We start from the raw sequence: 13,822 nt of genomic DNA on the forward strand, positions 1-13,822 counted from the left end.
GTGCGCGGTCGCGCCGTAGGTCGCTCTCTCGCCCCCTTCGCTGGTCAGGAAGTTTTCTCAACGCTCCCTTGCAGGTCGGAGCGTCGAGGGGAACAATCGCCCGCGCTCCCTGGCCCAGGGTGCGCGGCGCGCAGTCCAGGGTGCGCACTCTGACCTGCAAGGGAGCGTTGAGAAAACTTCCTGACCAGCGAAGGGGGCGAGAGAGCGACCTACGGCGCGACCGCGCACTCTGGGTTGTTTCGTCATGACGGGAACGCGCCCCCCTCGCTGTCCTCACTGGTTTGCTGAGTGCCGGTGCTGACCCATTCCCACCACCACGGCCCGGTGCCGCTGGCGTCGGCGTCGCGATACACGCGGATAAATCCGTCGCCGCTGCCGTTGATGCTCTTCTTGGCCCGCTTGCACTGGTCCGCGCTGAATCCTTCGGTCTCGGCTTCGCTGTAGACCTCGGATGCCTTCAGCGTCGGGCCGAAGCGTTCGAAGAAGGCACGCACCCACACCTCTGCCTCGGTAGGCGGGCGTCGCTTCGCGGCGGCGGTCTCGTCGGCCAGGTGCTCCTTGATGGTCCTGTCGGACTCGCGCACGAACCGCAGCAGCGGCACGGTGCCGTCGTGGTCGGGCGTGGGGTCGAAGTGCTCAATCGGCCGCACGTCGAACAGCGACGCCTTGGTGCGCGTGGTGGCGCTGTTGGCCTTATCGGGTCCGACGATGAGGGTCCCGCCCTCCGTCTCGCCGGGCAGGCAGAACAGCGTCATGCGGGCCTTCTGGCGCAGCGCCGCTGTCGCGCCGTAGCGGTCACGGATGTTGGTGCTGTCCTGTCGGTTGGTGTGCGCGAGCAGCAGCACGGCCGCCCCGGTGGCGTTGGCGGCTTCTTTCCACGGGTGCAGGCCTGCCCGCGCCTGCTGAGGGTCGCGCACCAGCAGGCGTGTGCCGACGGTGTCCAGCCAGGCGTCGACGACGATCAGCGCGGGAGCCGGGTCGGCGGCGATAACCAGCCCCATGTCGGTGGGGAAGATCGGCGAGCCGCTGCCGTCGCGGTCGGCGCAGACGACTTGGATCCGATCGAGGTCGGCCCCCGCCACCTGCAGCCTCGGCAGCACCGCCGTCGCCCAGTCATCCTCGGTGATGATGAGCAACACCTCGGCCGGGTCGCGGGTGGGGATGCTGAACTCGGGCAGCCCCTTGCCGGTGGTGATTGCGGCGACCAGCAGCACCCACAGCAGGCTTTTGCCGATTCCCTCTTCACCGATCAGGACGGTGACGGCGGCGCGCGGGATGCGGTCGCGGGCCAGGAACCGCGGCTGCTCGGCCGGTTTGAGGTCGGTGGCCCGCCAGAGCCTTGGTGCGCCCGGTTGCCCGCCGCTCAGCTGTGCATTGTCGGCCTGTGTTGTGTTGCTGCCGCCGGACGGCAGTGTGGGGTCTCCGCCCGACCCGGCCGCGGCTCCATTCGTCTGCCCGATACGCCCTAACCAATCGTCGCCCACAGCCGGGTAACGCCCCGGTTCGGCCCGCCCTGAGTTCCAGCCCGAATCGAACGTGGCCTCAAAGGCGCGCGGCCCGTCGTCGGCGAGCAGGCCGTTGTTCTGGCAGGCGACTTGCGCCGCGACGTAGACGGCCTGGCGGTCGGCGTCGGGGAACTGGCCCCAGCGGTGGGCGAACCTGTTGAGTGCGTCGTTGCGCTGACCGCGTCCCGTGGCGGCGAGTTCGGCGGCCCCCGCGGCGACGCCGCGCTCGATCCACGCGCGCGTTGCGGGCGTCGTAGCGCGCCTGGTCGACGTGGTCACCTCGCTGCGCTCGGCAGCCCTGGCGGCCCGCGTCGGCCCGGAGGCCCAGTCGATGTATGGACCCCAGTCGTTTCGGTCGCGGGCCGTCATTCTCGAAGTCGTGGCCTGGTCGGGCGGCAGTGGCGATTGGATCAGTTCGACCAGTGCGTCGTCGATTACGATTGAGTCATCGATTGGCGTCGTGGAGGTAGCCGCCCCTTGTGGGCGGCTTCTTTCGTTCATGCCAGGGCGTCGGCGCTGAGTCGATCGACGTACGCCGCGAGCGATCGCGCCGTGACGAATCCGCGACGACCGATGTTGACGCGCACTATTTCCCGCCGTTCCAACAGTTCGTAGAGCGTCGTCCTGCCGATGTCGCCGAGCATTCGGCGCGCCTCGTCGTAAGGAACGAGGAGGCGATCGGTGTCGCTGTCCATACCATCTCCTGCATTTCGGTCGTGTCCGCCGACAGCCCGGCGGTTGTTGACAGTGTGCCGAGAATATGGCTAGGTTGTCCTCGTCTATATCGAACTAGTGCTAGTGGCTAGGTTGGGGCAGGTATCCAATGGGCGCATTGGTGACGCGCACGATCCGCTTCGCAGGCGGTCACGCGCGGGCGAAATGGAATCCCGCCGACAAAGTTGAAATCGGCGACCGTCGGCTCGTTCCGCGTGAAATTATCGTGCAGATCAGCGGCGGAAAGAATGAGCCGGACCTTGGGCTGAAAATTGAAGTGCGCGAGGGTATCCCGCGCTACGTCGAGCTGGTCTTGAGGGCGAGAGCGGACGGTCCCGAGATCCGCCCCCGAGACCTCACCGCTATCCGGCTCGACGCATGGCTGAAGCAAATCGTCGCGGCGTGTTCGGTCGTCGCGTCAGGCGACGACGGCACGATCTGGTCAAAGCCAGTAGACGACCGCAGCGCCATAGGTGACATTCGACGCGCAACTTCGGGTCGACCTCGCACCGTGACACCCGAGCTATTGGAGAAGGTCGCAGAGATATACAGCGACCACGTGTCCGATCGGCCCACCGAGGCGGTCAAACGATCATTCGGCGTCGAGCACCGCACCGCCGCTAGGTATGTCCAAAAGGCTCGCGCGGCTGGCCTATTACCTCCGACCGTCCCCGGGAAAAAGAAGGCGTAAAGCAATGGCGAAGAACGCGAACGGCGAAGGCAGCATCCACAAGCGGATGCGCGACGGCAAGGTGCTGTGCTACCAGGGCGCGATCAGCTACGCAGCCGACGACGGGAGTACCAAGCGGCACACCGTCTATGGGCGCACACGGCAGGACGTGCGCGACAAACTCAGGCAAGCGCGCGAACGGCTCGACGCAGGCGCGCCGGTACGCGACGCGACGCGCACCGTTGCCGACTGGCTTGCACAGTGGCGGGCGACGACGCTGGCGGCCTCGAACCGCAAAGAGGCGACTCGCGAGCTGTATGCGAATCTGTCGCGTTGTCACCTGGAACGGGCACCGTTCGGCGCGATCCGGCTTGACCGGTTACGGCCGTCCGACGTCGAAGCGTTGATCTTGGCGATGCGCGCCAAGACGAAAGGTGACCCGCCACGGCGCGCGCTGTCTGACTCGACGATCCGCAACGTCTACACCGTCTTGCGCGCAGGTCTCGATGGCGCGGTGCGCGACGGACTGCTAGCACGCAACCCAGTGGCGGCCGTCAAGCGGCCCGGCGTGGCTCGCACAGAAGCGAAGTATTCGACCGCGGTCGACGTGACTGCGCTGCTACGCGCCGCCGAGGGCTTGCGCTACCGGCCGGTGCTGTCGTTGATAGCCGCGACCGGCCTGCGGCGCGGTGAGGCGGTCGCGTTGCATTGGTCTGACGTCGACCTCGACGCGGCGGTGCTGGCGGTGCGTGGCACGCTCGGCCGTGTCGGCGGTGCACTCGTCGTGTCCGAGCCGAAGACAGAACGATCGCGGCGCACCGTGCCGCTATCTCCCGCGATGGTCACACTGCTACGGGCGCACCGCAAGCAGCAGGCCGCCGAGCGACTACACGCGGGCGACCAATGGCAAGACCACGGCCTGGTGTTCGCGACCGAAGCGGGCGCGCCGGTAGATCCGCGCAACATCCTGCGCACCATCGAGCTAGCCGCCGACAAGGCGGGTATGGATCGCGTCGGCGTGCACACGCTGCGGCACTCGGCGGCAGTGGCGTGGCTTGAGGCTGGCGTCCATATCAAGGCTGTCGCTGATCTGCTCGGGCACTCGTCTATCGCGATCACCGGCGACACTTACGGCCACACGTCCGACGACGCTGCCCGCGCGGCCGTTGCCGCGCTCAGCGATGCGCTCGGAATCTGACGGCAGGTGTCGAACGTGGATTCGGATTCAGTGGCTCGGGTTGCTGTATTCGTTGCTGTACATACCCCACGCCGGTATGCAGAAAGGCGGCCTCGGAGCCCTCCGAAACCGCCTCTACCTGCGGGAAAGCTGGTCGGGCTGACAGGATTTGAACCTGCGACCACTTGACCCCCAGTCAAGTGCGCTACCAAACTGCGCCACAGCCCGCGGTGCTGCCGGGATCGCCGGCAGCAGGTCGAAATGTTACCGCAGGCCGCGCCTGCAATCCCAACCACCACTGACATGCCTAATCGAGCGAGAGCCCACAACCGCGTACCGAGCGGCGTTCGCCACGTCTTCGACCTCGCCGGCCACAAGCACCGGCTCCGCCGGCCGACGGTAACCGCCACTCTACGTAAAGTGCTGCAGCCCAGGCCATTGCGATCGGCGCGTAATCCGTGTCGACTGCTTTCGGAAGTGGTCAGCGCGATGAGCGCGACGGACGGACAGGTGGGCGCGAAATCAAATCGCGCGCGACACCACTCGTCAAAGGCGATGATCCGCTGTGACGTCCAGAACGGCTCGAGGCGCAGAGGGCCGACGACGCGGTGCGTAATCGGCGTTCGGCCACCGGCGCTCCCCCCACGGTTAGACGGCGCCGTATCACCGTCCAAAGCTCTCAGACGGTCAGCAATCGGTACAGACCGATGATTCCCACCACCACGATGACCGCACGCAACGCGTTGGGTGACAGTCGACGGCCGTAGCGGGCCCCGAGGAAGCCACCGACCAGCGAGCCGAGCGCGATCAACCCCGCCGCCGCCCAGCTGATCCGGTCGAACGCCACCAGCGTGTACGCTGCCGCGGCCACGACGTTGACCACCAACGACAGCAGGTTCTTGGCGGCATTCATGCGCTGCATGTCCTCGGGCAGCAGCGCGCCCATCGCGGCGATCAGCAGGATCCCCTGCGCCGCGGTGAAGTAGCCCCCGTAAATCCCGACCGCGAACGTCGCAAACACGACGGCGGCCATCCGCCGCTGCGACACATGCTCGGCGGACTGCCCGGCCGCTTCGGCCCGTCTCCGCGCATACGACTGGATCCGTGGGCCGATGACCACCAGCATCAGCGCCGCGATCAGCAGCACGGGCACAACCTGCTCGAACACCGTCTCCGGCAGGTGCAGCAGCAGCCACGCGCCGAGCACCGCTCCGGCGAACGACGCCGGGATCTGCCAGCGCAGCCGGTGCCACTGCCCCCGCAGTTCGCGGCGGTATCCCCAGGTGCCCGACACCCCGCCGGCCACCAAACCGATGGCGTTCGACATCGTCGCCGTCACCGGCGGATAGCCCAGCGTCACCAGCGTCGGAAAGGTGATCAGAGTGCCGGAGCCGACAAGCGTGTTGATCGCGCCGGCCCCCAAGCCCGCCAATGCGATGAGGACCATGTCGACGACGGGCACTGGCGCAACTCTACTAAGCGGTTTCGGTGCGGTACTGGTCGCGCAGCGATTGATTGCGCACCGAAATCCCCATCACCGCGAGCGCGATCCCCGCTTTTCGCGCATCCGCACGTTGATCCGGATCGGGCTGCCCTCGAAGCCGAACGTCTCACGCAGTCGTCGCTCCAGGAACCGCCGATAACCCGCCTCGAGAAAACCGGTGGTGAACAGCACGAACGTCGGCGGCCGGGCGGTCGCCTGGGTCGCGAACAGGATCCGGGGCTGCTTACCCCCGCGCACCGGCGGCGGATGCGCCGCGATCACTTCCTTGAAGAACGTGTTCAGCCGGCCCGTCGGCACGCGGGTGTCCCATGACTCCAGCGATTTCTCCAACGCGGGCACCAGCTTCTGCACTGCGCGACCGGTCTTGGCGGAGATGTTCACCCGCGGCGCCCACTGCAGCTGGACGAGTTCGCGGTCGATCTCGCGGTCCAGCAGGTAGCGCCGGTCCTCGTCGACCAGGTCCCACTTGTTGAACGCGAGCACCAGTGCCCGGCCGGCCTCGATCACCATCGACAACACGCGCTGGTCCTGCTCGGTCAGCGGCTGCGAGGCGTCGATCAACACGATCGCCACCTCGGCGGCATCGATGGCGCCGTGCGTGCGCACCGACGCGTAGAACTCGTGCCCGCTTGCCTGGCCGACCTTGCGCCGCAGACCCGCGGTGTCGACGAACCGCCACACCTTCCCGTCCATCTCGATCAGCGAATCGACCGGATCGACCGTCGTGCCCGCGACATCGTGGACCACCGAGCGCTGATCCCCCGCCAACCGGTTCAACAGTGAGCTCTTGCCCACATTCGGCTTGCCCACCAATGCAACCCGGCGCGGTCCTCCCCCACCGCTCGACATCTCTGACACCGTGGGCAGCGCGTCGATCACGGTGTCGAGCAAGTCGGCCACCCCGCGGCCGTGCATGGCGCTGATCGGGTGCGGCTCACCGAGACCCAGCGACCACAGCGTCGCGGCGTCGGCCTCGCCGCGCTCGCTGTCGACCTTGTTGGCCGCTAAGAACACCGGCTTACCCGAGCGCTGAAGCAGTTTCGCGGCCGCCTCGTCAGCGGAGGTCGCGCCGACCACAGAGTCGACGACGAAGATGATCGCGTCGGCGGTGCGCATGGCGACCGACGCCTGCTCGGCCACCAGCTGCTGCAGGCCCTTCGCGTCGGGCTCCCAACCACCGGTGTCCTGCAGGACGAATCGACGGCCCAGCCACAGCGCGTCATAGGACACCCGGTCACGCGTCACCCCGGGCACGTCCTGCACGACGGCTTCGCGCCGGCCCAGAATGCGGTTCACCAGCGTGGACTTACCGACGTTCGGGCGCCCGACGACGGCGACAACCGGCGGCGCTGCGGCCGCCTCCTCGATGGCTTCCGCGACATCTTCGGCGATCTCCCAATCGCTTTCGTCGACCCAGGTGCCGTCCTCGCTCATCGCTGCGCTCCTGCCCGCTCTCGCACGAGGTGGGTCAGATGCTCGATCACCTCGGGTTGCGTCATCGCGCTGGTGTCGACGACGACGGCGTCGTCGGCGGGCCGCAACGGGGACACCGCTCGCGTGGAGTCGAGGTGATCGCGTCGCTTGACGTCGGTCAGCACCGCCTCGTAGTCGTCGGCCAGCCCGGCCGCCTTGTTCTGGTCATTGCGGCGCCGGGCACGCTCCTCGGCCGACGCGGTCAAGAAGATCTTCACGTCGGCGTCGGGTAGCACGACCGTGCCGATGTCGCGGCCCTCCACGACGACGCTTCCCTGTGCGGTGGCCAGCTGCCGTTGGATGTCGACGAGCCGCGTGCGCACCGCCGGCACCGCCGAGACCACCGACACCGCTTTGGTCACCGCGTCACCGCGGATCTCGGACGAAACGTCTTCTCCGTCAAGGTAGGAGCGGTCTTCGTCGGGGTCGTGACTCACGGCGAGCTCGGCAGCGGCGGCTGCCGCGGCGACGGCTTCGGTGTCGGCGAGATCGACTCCGGCGCGCAGCACCGCCAGCGTCACGATCCGGTACATCGCTCCGGTATCGAGATAGTGTGCGTTCAGTTCACGCGCCAAACCCCTTGACACCGTGGACTTCCCAGTTCCAGCAGGACCGTCGACGGCGATCACCAGTGATGTCACAGGCCGACCGCCTTGTACAACTCCCCGAGCTCCTTCTGCGTCAGCACCCGGATGCTGCCGGGACGCTGCTCACCAAGCGCGACCGTGCCGATGTGGGTCCGCACCAGTTCCTGCACGGGATAGCCGACGGCGGCGAGCATCCGGCGCACGATCCGCTTGCGACCCTCGTGCAACGTCACCCGTACCAGCGTCTTGCCGGGCGCCTTGTCGACGACCGCGAAGTCGTCGACTCGCGCCGGCCCGTCGTCGAGCTCGACACCGTTGCGCAGTTCGCGGCCAAGCCCGCGCGGGACCGCGCCCAGGACGGTGGCCAGGTAGGTTTTGGGCACCTCGAACGACGGGTGCATCAGCCGGTGCGCCAGCTCGCCGTCGTTGGTCAGCAGCATCAGCCCCTCGGTGTCGGCGTCGAGCCGACCGACGTGAAACAGCTTCTTGTTCCCCCGAACCCGATGCTCGACGAGGTCGCCGATGCACGGGCGGCCCCGGTCGTCGGACATCGTCGAGTGCATGCCCTTGGGTTTGTTGATCGCCAGGTGTACCAGGGTGTCGTCGACCGTGACCCGGGCGCCGTCGACCCGGATGACCGAGACCTCGGGGTCGACGCGGGTACCCAGCTCGGTGACGATGCGGTCGTCGACCTCGACGCGGCCGTCCCTGATCATCTTCTCGGCCACCCGGCGCGACGCAATTCCGGCCTGCGACAACACTTTCTGCAGTCGCACGCCCTCGGACTCAGCCATTCGCATCGGTGTCCACGTCGAACGACAGCGGCTGTTCGGGTGCGGGTGCGCCGCTGAGCTTCATGAATCGCGGGTCCTCGTCGAGGGTTTCGCTGAGGTCGTCGATCACGTCGACGTCGGGCAGCAGCGGCGCGATGTCGGGAAGATCGGCCAGCGACGTCAGCCCCAGCCGTTCGAGGAACAGTTCCGTGGTGGCGAAAGTCACCGCGCCCGAGTCGGGATCGGTTCCCGCCTCGGTGATCAGGCCGCGTGCGACCAGCGTGCGTATCACCGCGTCGACGTTGACGCCGCGCACCGCGCTCACCCGAGCCCGGGTCACCGGCTGCCGGTAGGCGACCACGGCGAGCGTCTCCAGCGCGGCGCGGGTCAACTTCGAACGGGCGCCGTCGAGCAGCAACCGCTCCACGTAGGGGGCGTAGCGCGAGCGGGTGTACATCCGCCAGCCACCACCGGCTTCACGCAGGTCGATGCCGCTGTCGCGGTCGCTGTACTCCTGCGCCATGGTTTGCAGTTTCGCCGCGACACGGTAGGGCGGCTGCTCGATCGCCAGCGCCAGCTGCTCGACGGTCGCCGGTGTGTCGACCACCAGCAGCAGCGCCTCGAGCACCGCGCCGAGTTCACTGTCCTCCATCTCGGGCGGTTCGGCGACGTCGATCCCCAGATCGGCGCCGTCGGCCGCGACGCCCTCGATGTCGAGGTCCGTCGCGACCTCGTCGAGGTTGTCGTGGTCTTCGCTATCCATACTGATCTTCTTCCACCGCCAGCTGTTGGTGTGTCGGCCGCTCACCGGTCCACGAAATCTGCAGCACACCAAGCGCTTCAGGTTGTTCGAATGCTACCGCCCTGGCGCGGTAGAGCTCGAGGAGCGCCAGGAACCGTCCGACGATCTCGATCGGGGCGTCGCAGTCGGCGACCAGATCCCGGAAGGACGCCCACTGGCCGATCCCGCGGCTCTCCAGCAACGCCATCAGGTTACCGATCTGCTCGGGCACCGACACCGCCGCATGGTGCAGATGTTCGGTGCTCACTGTCGGCACCGGCCGCGGCGTGAACGCCGCCGCGGCGATCTGCGCAAAGTCCTGGGCGTCGACGCCGATCATCACTTCGGGCAGCAGCTGCGAGAAGCGTTCCTCCAGTGCGACGGCGCGCGGGTAGCTGCGCAGCGCCGCGGCCTCCAGTTCGGCGAACATCTCGGCGACGTGCTTGAAAGCGCGGTACTGCAGCAGCCGAGCGAACAGCAGGTCGCGCACCTCGAGCAGGGCGAGGTCCTCTTCGTCGTGCACCTCGCCGGCAGGCAACAGCCGAGCGGCCTTCAGGTCGAGCAGGGTCGCGGCAATCACCAGGAAGGCGGTGGTCTCGTCGAGCTCGAGCTGACGGCCGATCGCCTTGGTGTAGGCGATGAAATCGTCGGTGACCTGGTGCAGCGCCACCTCGGTGACGTCGAGGCGGTGCGCGAAGATCAGCTGCAGGAGCAGGTCGAACGGGCCCTCGAAATTGCTCAGCCGAACCTGGAAGCCCGACTGCGGAGACTCCTCCGAATCCGGGGTTGCCGCGGCTTCGGTCTCCGTCACCGGGTCATTCACGCGCCGAACCGGTAGATGACCTCGCGAGCCAGCGATCGATATGATTGCGCCCCACCGGATTTCGGCGCCCAAGTGGTGATCGGTTCACCGGCGACGCTGGTCTCGGGGAAACGCACCGTTCGGGTGATGACGGTGTCGAACACGAGGTCGCCGAAGCGCTCCACTACACGGGCCATGACTTCCCGAGAGTTTACGGTGCGCGGGTCGTAGCGGGTGATCAGGATGCCGCTGATCGACAGCTTCGGGTTCAGCCTGTCGTGCACTTTGTCGACGGTGTCGGTCAGCAGTGCCAGGCCGCGCAGCGAGAAGAACTCGCACTCGGTCGGGATGATCACCCCGTCGCTGCAGGCCAAGCCGTTCACGGTGAGCAACCCGAGCGAGGGCTGGCAGTCGATCAGGACGTAGTCGTAGCGGTCCAGCACCGGGTACAGCGCACGGGCCAGCGATTGCTCGCGACCCACCTCGTTGACCAGCTGGATCTCCGCGGCCGACAGGTCGATGTTGCTGGGCACCAGGTCGAGGTTCTTGACCCGGGTGTGGATCAGCACGTCGTCGATCGATACCCGGGGTTCGACCAGCAGGTTGTGCACGGTGTGTTCGAGTTCGTAGTGCGGCACGCCCAGCCCGGCCGACAGCGCGCCCTGCGGGTCGAGGTCGACGAGCAGCACGCGACGGCCGTACTCGGCGAGGCTGGCGCCGAGGTTGATCGTCGACGTGGTCTTACCGACCCCACCCTTCTGGTTGCACATCGCGATGACCTTGGCCGGACCGTGCGTCGTCCTCGGCTCCGGTTCGGGAATGCTCCGTGGTGGACGGCCCGTCAGGCCAAGAGGTTCCGGCGTTCCGCCGCCCCCTGCGTCGTCGCTCATACCAGACCGTCGCTGGTCAGGCAGTTCACGGACATGGCGGACATCCGGGCAAGTTTAACGGCAGGAACGGCGCAGGTCAGCCAGACCCGCGGGCAACTTGAAAGCCGAATGCGCCGCATCGCGCCTTAGGCTGGCGCCATGGGCTTGAAGCAACGGATTCCGCTGCTGAGATGGTCGTTCCTACGGATGGCCGTCGGCGCGCGCAACATCTTCACGACCGGTCAGATCGGCGACGGCCGCGAGGCGGCGGCCCGCGACTACGTGCTGGCCAACGCACGGAAGGGTGACATCGACGACGTCATCGCCACGATCGACCGGTTCGCCTATGAGAAGTCCTTCCTGATCAACGTCGGCGACGAGAAGGGCGCGATCCTCGACGCCGCGGTGCGCGGCGCGGACCCGCAATTGGTGCTCGAGCTCGGCACCTACTGCGGATACGGCGCGCTGCGACTGGCCAGGGCGGCACCGTCGGCGCAGATCTATTCGGTCGAACTCGCCGAGGCCAACGCCGAGATCGCCCGCAGCATCTGGGCGCACGCCGGTGTGGCCGACCGCGTCACCTGCGTCGTCGGCACGATCGGCGACGGCGGTCGCACGCTCGACGCTCTCGCCGAACAGCACGGGTTCGGCCCTGGACTGCTCGACGTGCTGTTCCTCGACCACGACAAGGACGCGTACCTGACCGACCTGCAGAGCATCCTGGATCGCGGCTGGCTGCACCCCGGGTCGGTCGTCGTCGCCGACAACGTCAAGGTGCCGGGAGCTCCGAAGTACCGCGAGTACATGCGCCGGCACCAGGGCAAGCTGTTCGACACCGTCGAGCACAAGACCCATGCGGAGTATCAGACGATGCTCGCCGACCTGGTGCTCGAGTCGCGCTACCGGGGCTGACCTCTTTCCGCGAGCAGACGTAAAACTGCCCTAAATCGGGGATTTTCCGGCAGTCTTACGTCTGCTCGCGCTGGTTCTGGTGACCCTCAGCGCGCCCGCGGATGGGCGCCGGCCCAGACCTCGCGTAGCGCGTTGACGGTGACCATGGTGTAGATCTGCGTGGTCGTCACCGAGGCGTGGCCGAGCAGCTCCTGCACGACGCGCACATCGGCACCGCCGTCGAGCAGATGCGTGGCGAACGAGTGCCGCAGCACGTGCGGCGACACCGCGGCGGTGATACCGGCCCGCTCGGCGGCGTCCTGCAGCACCTGCCAGGCGCTCTGCCGCGACAGCCGACCGCCGCGGGCGTTGAGGAAGATCGCGGGGGTGCCCCGTCCGCGGCGCGCCAGATCCGGGCGCCCCCGCACGAAGTAGGCGTCCAGCGCGGTGACGGCGGGCCTGCCGATCGGGACCAGCCGGTGTTTGCCGCCCTTGCCGCGCAGCAGGACGGAGCGCGCATGGGTGTCGACGTCGTCGATGTCGAGGCCGACCGCCTCCGAGATCCGGGCTCCGGTCGAATACAGCAGTTCGAGCAGAGCCCGGTTACGCAGCGTGAGCGGGCTGTCGGCGTCGCTGTCGCCGCCGGCTGCCTCGAGCAGGGCGAGCACCTCGTCGATCGAAAGGCTCTTGGGCAGCCGCCTGCTCGGGGTCGGCGGCTTGACCTCCGAGGCGACGTCCAGCTCGGTAAGCCCCTCGGCGGCCGCGAAGCGGTGCAGGCCGCGCACCGCGATCAGCGCTCGCGCGGCAGAGACGGCCGACAGCGGGGCTGTGCCGGCCTCGGCATCCCCGCGGCGCAGCGCCACCAGGAACTCGCTGACATCGGTCTCGGTCACCTTGGTCAGGTCGTCGACGCCGCGCGCGGTCAGGTGTTCGATGTAGCGACGCAGGTCGCGCCGGTAGGAGCTCAACGTGTTGGCGGCCGCACCGCGTTCGATGGTCAGGTGGTCGAGATAACCCTGGACCTGACCTTCGAGCGCGGAGGTGAACGTCGTCACGGATGCCCCTGGCGGCGGCCGAACGAGGTGGGGCGATCGATCCACGGCGCGTCGACGTCCCGCAGCAACGCTGGGTCTGTGAGGGTGTGAGCGGCCAGAATACCGCTCACCGCAATGGAATTCACGATCTCGCCGGTGAACACCAGGCGCACCGCCTCGTCGAGCGGATACCACCGCAACGTCAGGTCGGCTTCCTCGTCGTGGGCATCGGGGCGTCCGACGTCGGTCAGCCCGGTGGCCAGGTACACCCGCACGCTCTCGTCGCTGAAGCCCGGCGCGGAGTCCAGGTCAACCAGCACCCGCCAGTCGGTGGCCGAGAGTCCGGCCTCTTCCTTGAGTTCGCGCGCGGCCGTCACGTGTGGCGGTTCGCCGCCGAGGTCGAGCAGGCCGGCGGGCAGCTCCCAGAGGCGTCGCCCCAGCGGATGCCGGTACTGGTAGACCATCGCGATGTTGCGGTCGTCGTCCATCGCGAGCACCGCGACGGCGCCGTAGTGCTCGACGACCTCGCGGCGGACGGTGTGCCCGCCGGGCATGCGGACCTCGTCGGCGCGCAGCGCGAAGATCTTTCCGACGTAGAGGGTTTCGGAGGCGACCGTCTCGAAGTCGTGGTCAGCCACGGGTCGCGGGCTCTTGCAGCAGGGCTCCGACCTCGTCGGCATGCTCGACGCCATTGGAGCGCTGCTCGGGGATGTCCATACCGGGGAGCCGCTCCTCCGCCTTGTAGTCGAGCGCCGCCCCGACGAACGCGACGAACAGCGGATGCGGCCGGGTGGGCCTGCTCTTGAGTTCGGGGTGCGCCTGGGTGCCGACGATGAAGCGATGCACATCGCGCGGGTATTCGACGAACTCGACGAGGTGCCCGTCCGGGGAGGTCCCGGAGAAGCGCAGACCGCTCTCGGCGATGCGGTCGCGGTACTGGTTGTTCACCTCGTAGCGGTGACGGTGCCGCTCCGACACCTCGGTGGAGTCGTAAGCCTCGGCGACAATCGAACCTGCTTCCAGCACAGCGGGATACGCGCCC

15 protein-coding genes and 1 tRNA gene are annotated in these 13,822 nt (G+C 67.7%); 3 read left to right on the forward strand and 13 right to left on the reverse strand.

Going from position 1 to position 13,822, the window contains the following annotated elements; translation table 11 throughout:
* Positions 1-242: 242 nt before the first annotated feature.
* Positions 243-1,874: an AAA family ATPase gene (locus A5698_RS15660; protein ID WP_068298577.1), complete on the reverse strand. Its 1,632-nt coding sequence runs from the start codon at positions 1,872-1,874 to the stop codon at positions 243-245.
* Between the two features lie 128 nt (positions 1,875-2,002).
* Entirely contained in the window at positions 2,003-2,200 is a 198-nt protein-coding gene (locus A5698_RS15665) for a helix-turn-helix domain-containing protein (RefSeq protein WP_068298580.1), read from the reverse strand.
* Positions 2,201-2,328: 128 nt separating this feature from the next.
* Between A5698_RS15665 and A5698_RS15670 the strand changes: the two genes are divergently transcribed.
* Positions 2,329-2,910 carry a hypothetical protein gene (locus tag A5698_RS15670; RefSeq protein WP_068298583.1) on the forward strand — a complete coding sequence of 194 codons (582 nt, stop codon included), beginning with the start codon at positions 2,329-2,331 and terminating at the stop codon, positions 2,908-2,910.
* A gap of 4 nt (positions 2,911-2,914) precedes the next feature.
* Entirely contained in the window at positions 2,915-4,087 is a 1,173-nt protein-coding gene (locus A5698_RS15675) for a tyrosine-type recombinase/integrase (RefSeq protein ID WP_068298588.1), read from the forward strand.
* 130 nt (positions 4,088-4,217) lie between these two features.
* Here the strand turns inward: A5698_RS15675 and A5698_RS15680 are convergent.
* The 8 genes from A5698_RS15680 to A5698_RS15715 all read right to left on the reverse strand — a co-directional run bounded on the left by A5698_RS15680 (position 4,218) and on the right by A5698_RS15715 (position 10,876).
* A tRNA-Pro gene (locus tag A5698_RS15680) sits at positions 4,218-4,294 on the reverse strand.
* Between the two features lie 451 nt (positions 4,295-4,745).
* Positions 4,746-5,513 carry a sulfite exporter TauE/SafE family protein gene (locus A5698_RS15685; RefSeq protein ID WP_084792466.1) on the reverse strand — a complete coding sequence of 256 codons (768 nt, stop codon included), beginning with the start codon at positions 5,511-5,513 and terminating at the stop codon, positions 4,746-4,748.
* Between the two features lie 87 nt (positions 5,514-5,600).
* Positions 5,601-7,004, reverse strand: coding sequence for a ribosome biogenesis GTPase Der (gene der, locus A5698_RS15690; protein WP_068298592.1), 1,404 nt, complete (start codon positions 7,002-7,004; stop codon positions 5,601-5,603).
* Complete coding sequence (cmk, locus tag A5698_RS15695) at positions 7,001-7,684, reverse strand: (d)CMP kinase (RefSeq protein WP_068298596.1); 684 nt, start codon at positions 7,682-7,684, stop codon at positions 7,001-7,003. The genes der and cmk overlap by 4 nt, the downstream gene beginning before the upstream one ends.
* On the reverse strand, positions 7,681-8,424 hold the full coding sequence (locus tag A5698_RS15700; protein ID WP_067084589.1) for a pseudouridine synthase: 744 nt from the start codon (positions 8,422-8,424) through the stop codon (positions 7,681-7,683). Before A5698_RS15700 ends, cmk begins: the two co-directional genes overlap by 4 nt.
* Positions 8,417-9,055, reverse strand: coding sequence for an SMC-Scp complex subunit ScpB (gene scpB, locus A5698_RS15705; protein ID WP_068298625.1), 639 nt, complete (start codon positions 9,053-9,055; stop codon positions 8,417-8,419). Before scpB ends, A5698_RS15700 begins: the two co-directional genes overlap by 8 nt.
* Positions 9,056-9,158: 103 nt before the next feature.
* Positions 9,159-9,995 carry a segregation/condensation protein A gene (locus A5698_RS15710; protein WP_156613736.1) on the reverse strand — a complete coding sequence of 279 codons (837 nt, stop codon included), beginning with the start codon at positions 9,993-9,995 and terminating at the stop codon, positions 9,159-9,161.
* A gap of 8 nt (positions 9,996-10,003) precedes the next feature.
* Positions 10,004-10,876, reverse strand: a complete 873-nt coding sequence (locus A5698_RS15715; RefSeq protein WP_068298604.1) for a ParA family protein — start codon at positions 10,874-10,876, stop codon at positions 10,004-10,006.
* Positions 10,877-11,014: 138 nt separating this feature from the next.
* Here A5698_RS15715 and A5698_RS15720 point away from each other — a divergent pair, with 138 nt between their 5' ends.
* Positions 11,015-11,767 carry an O-methyltransferase gene (locus A5698_RS15720; RefSeq protein WP_068298605.1) on the forward strand — a complete coding sequence of 251 codons (753 nt, stop codon included), beginning with the start codon at positions 11,015-11,017 and terminating at the stop codon, positions 11,765-11,767.
* Between the two features lie 86 nt (positions 11,768-11,853).
* Here A5698_RS15720 and xerD read toward each other — a convergent pair whose 3' ends face one another.
* From xerD to A5698_RS15735, 3 genes are all read right to left on the reverse strand, one after another.
* Positions 11,854-12,801 carry a site-specific tyrosine recombinase XerD gene (gene xerD / locus A5698_RS15725; protein WP_068298609.1) on the reverse strand — a complete coding sequence of 316 codons (948 nt, stop codon included), beginning with the start codon at positions 12,799-12,801 and terminating at the stop codon, positions 11,854-11,856.
* Positions 12,798-13,418: an NUDIX domain-containing protein gene (locus A5698_RS15730; protein WP_068298611.1), complete on the reverse strand. Its 621-nt coding sequence runs from the start codon at positions 13,416-13,418 to the stop codon at positions 12,798-12,800. The genes xerD and A5698_RS15730 overlap by 4 nt, the downstream gene beginning before the upstream one ends.
* Positions 13,411-13,822, reverse strand: a 412-nt coding sequence (locus A5698_RS15735) for a glutamine amidotransferase-related protein (RefSeq protein ID WP_502688886.1), incomplete at its 5' end; no start/stop codon positions are given. The genes A5698_RS15730 and A5698_RS15735, both read right to left, overlap by 8 nt.

The sequence above is a fragment of the Mycobacterium sp. E136 genome (assembly GCF_001666865.1).
In the GTDB taxonomy this organism is placed as follows: Bacteria; Actinomycetota; Actinomycetes; order Mycobacteriales; family Mycobacteriaceae; genus Mycobacterium.

Excerpts from the sequence above, each read along its gene's own strand:
- A5698_RS15660 (WP_068298577.1), bottom strand. The coding sequence starts at position 1,874 with ATGACGGCCCGCGACCGAAACGACTGGGGTCCATACATCGACTGGGCC.
- A5698_RS15665 (WP_068298580.1), bottom strand. The coding sequence starts at position 2,200 with ATGGACAGCGACACCGATCGCCTCCTCGTTCCTTACGACGAGGCGCGC.
- A5698_RS15670 (WP_068298583.1), top strand. The coding sequence starts at position 2,329 with ATGGGCGCATTGGTGACGCGCACGATCCGCTTCGCAGGCGGTCACGCG.
- A5698_RS15675 (WP_068298588.1), top strand. The coding sequence starts at position 2,915 with ATGGCGAAGAACGCGAACGGCGAAGGCAGCATCCACAAGCGGATGCGC.
- A5698_RS15685 (WP_084792466.1), bottom strand. The coding sequence starts at position 5,513 with ATGGTCCTCATCGCATTGGCGGGCTTGGGGGCCGGCGCGATCAACACG.
- der (WP_068298592.1), bottom strand. The coding sequence starts at position 7,004 with ATGAGCGAGGACGGCACCTGGGTCGACGAAAGCGATTGGGAGATCGCC.
- A5698_RS15700 (WP_067084589.1), bottom strand. The coding sequence starts at position 8,424 with ATGGCTGAGTCCGAGGGCGTGCGACTGCAGAAAGTGTTGTCGCAGGCC.
- scpB (WP_068298625.1), bottom strand. The coding sequence starts at position 9,055 with ATGGAGGACAGTGAACTCGGCGCGGTGCTCGAGGCGCTGCTGCTGGTG.
- A5698_RS15715 (WP_068298604.1), bottom strand. The coding sequence starts at position 10,876 with ATGAGCGACGACGCAGGGGGCGGCGGAACGCCGGAACCTCTTGGCCTG.
- A5698_RS15720 (WP_068298605.1), top strand. The coding sequence starts at position 11,015 with ATGGGCTTGAAGCAACGGATTCCGCTGCTGAGATGGTCGTTCCTACGG.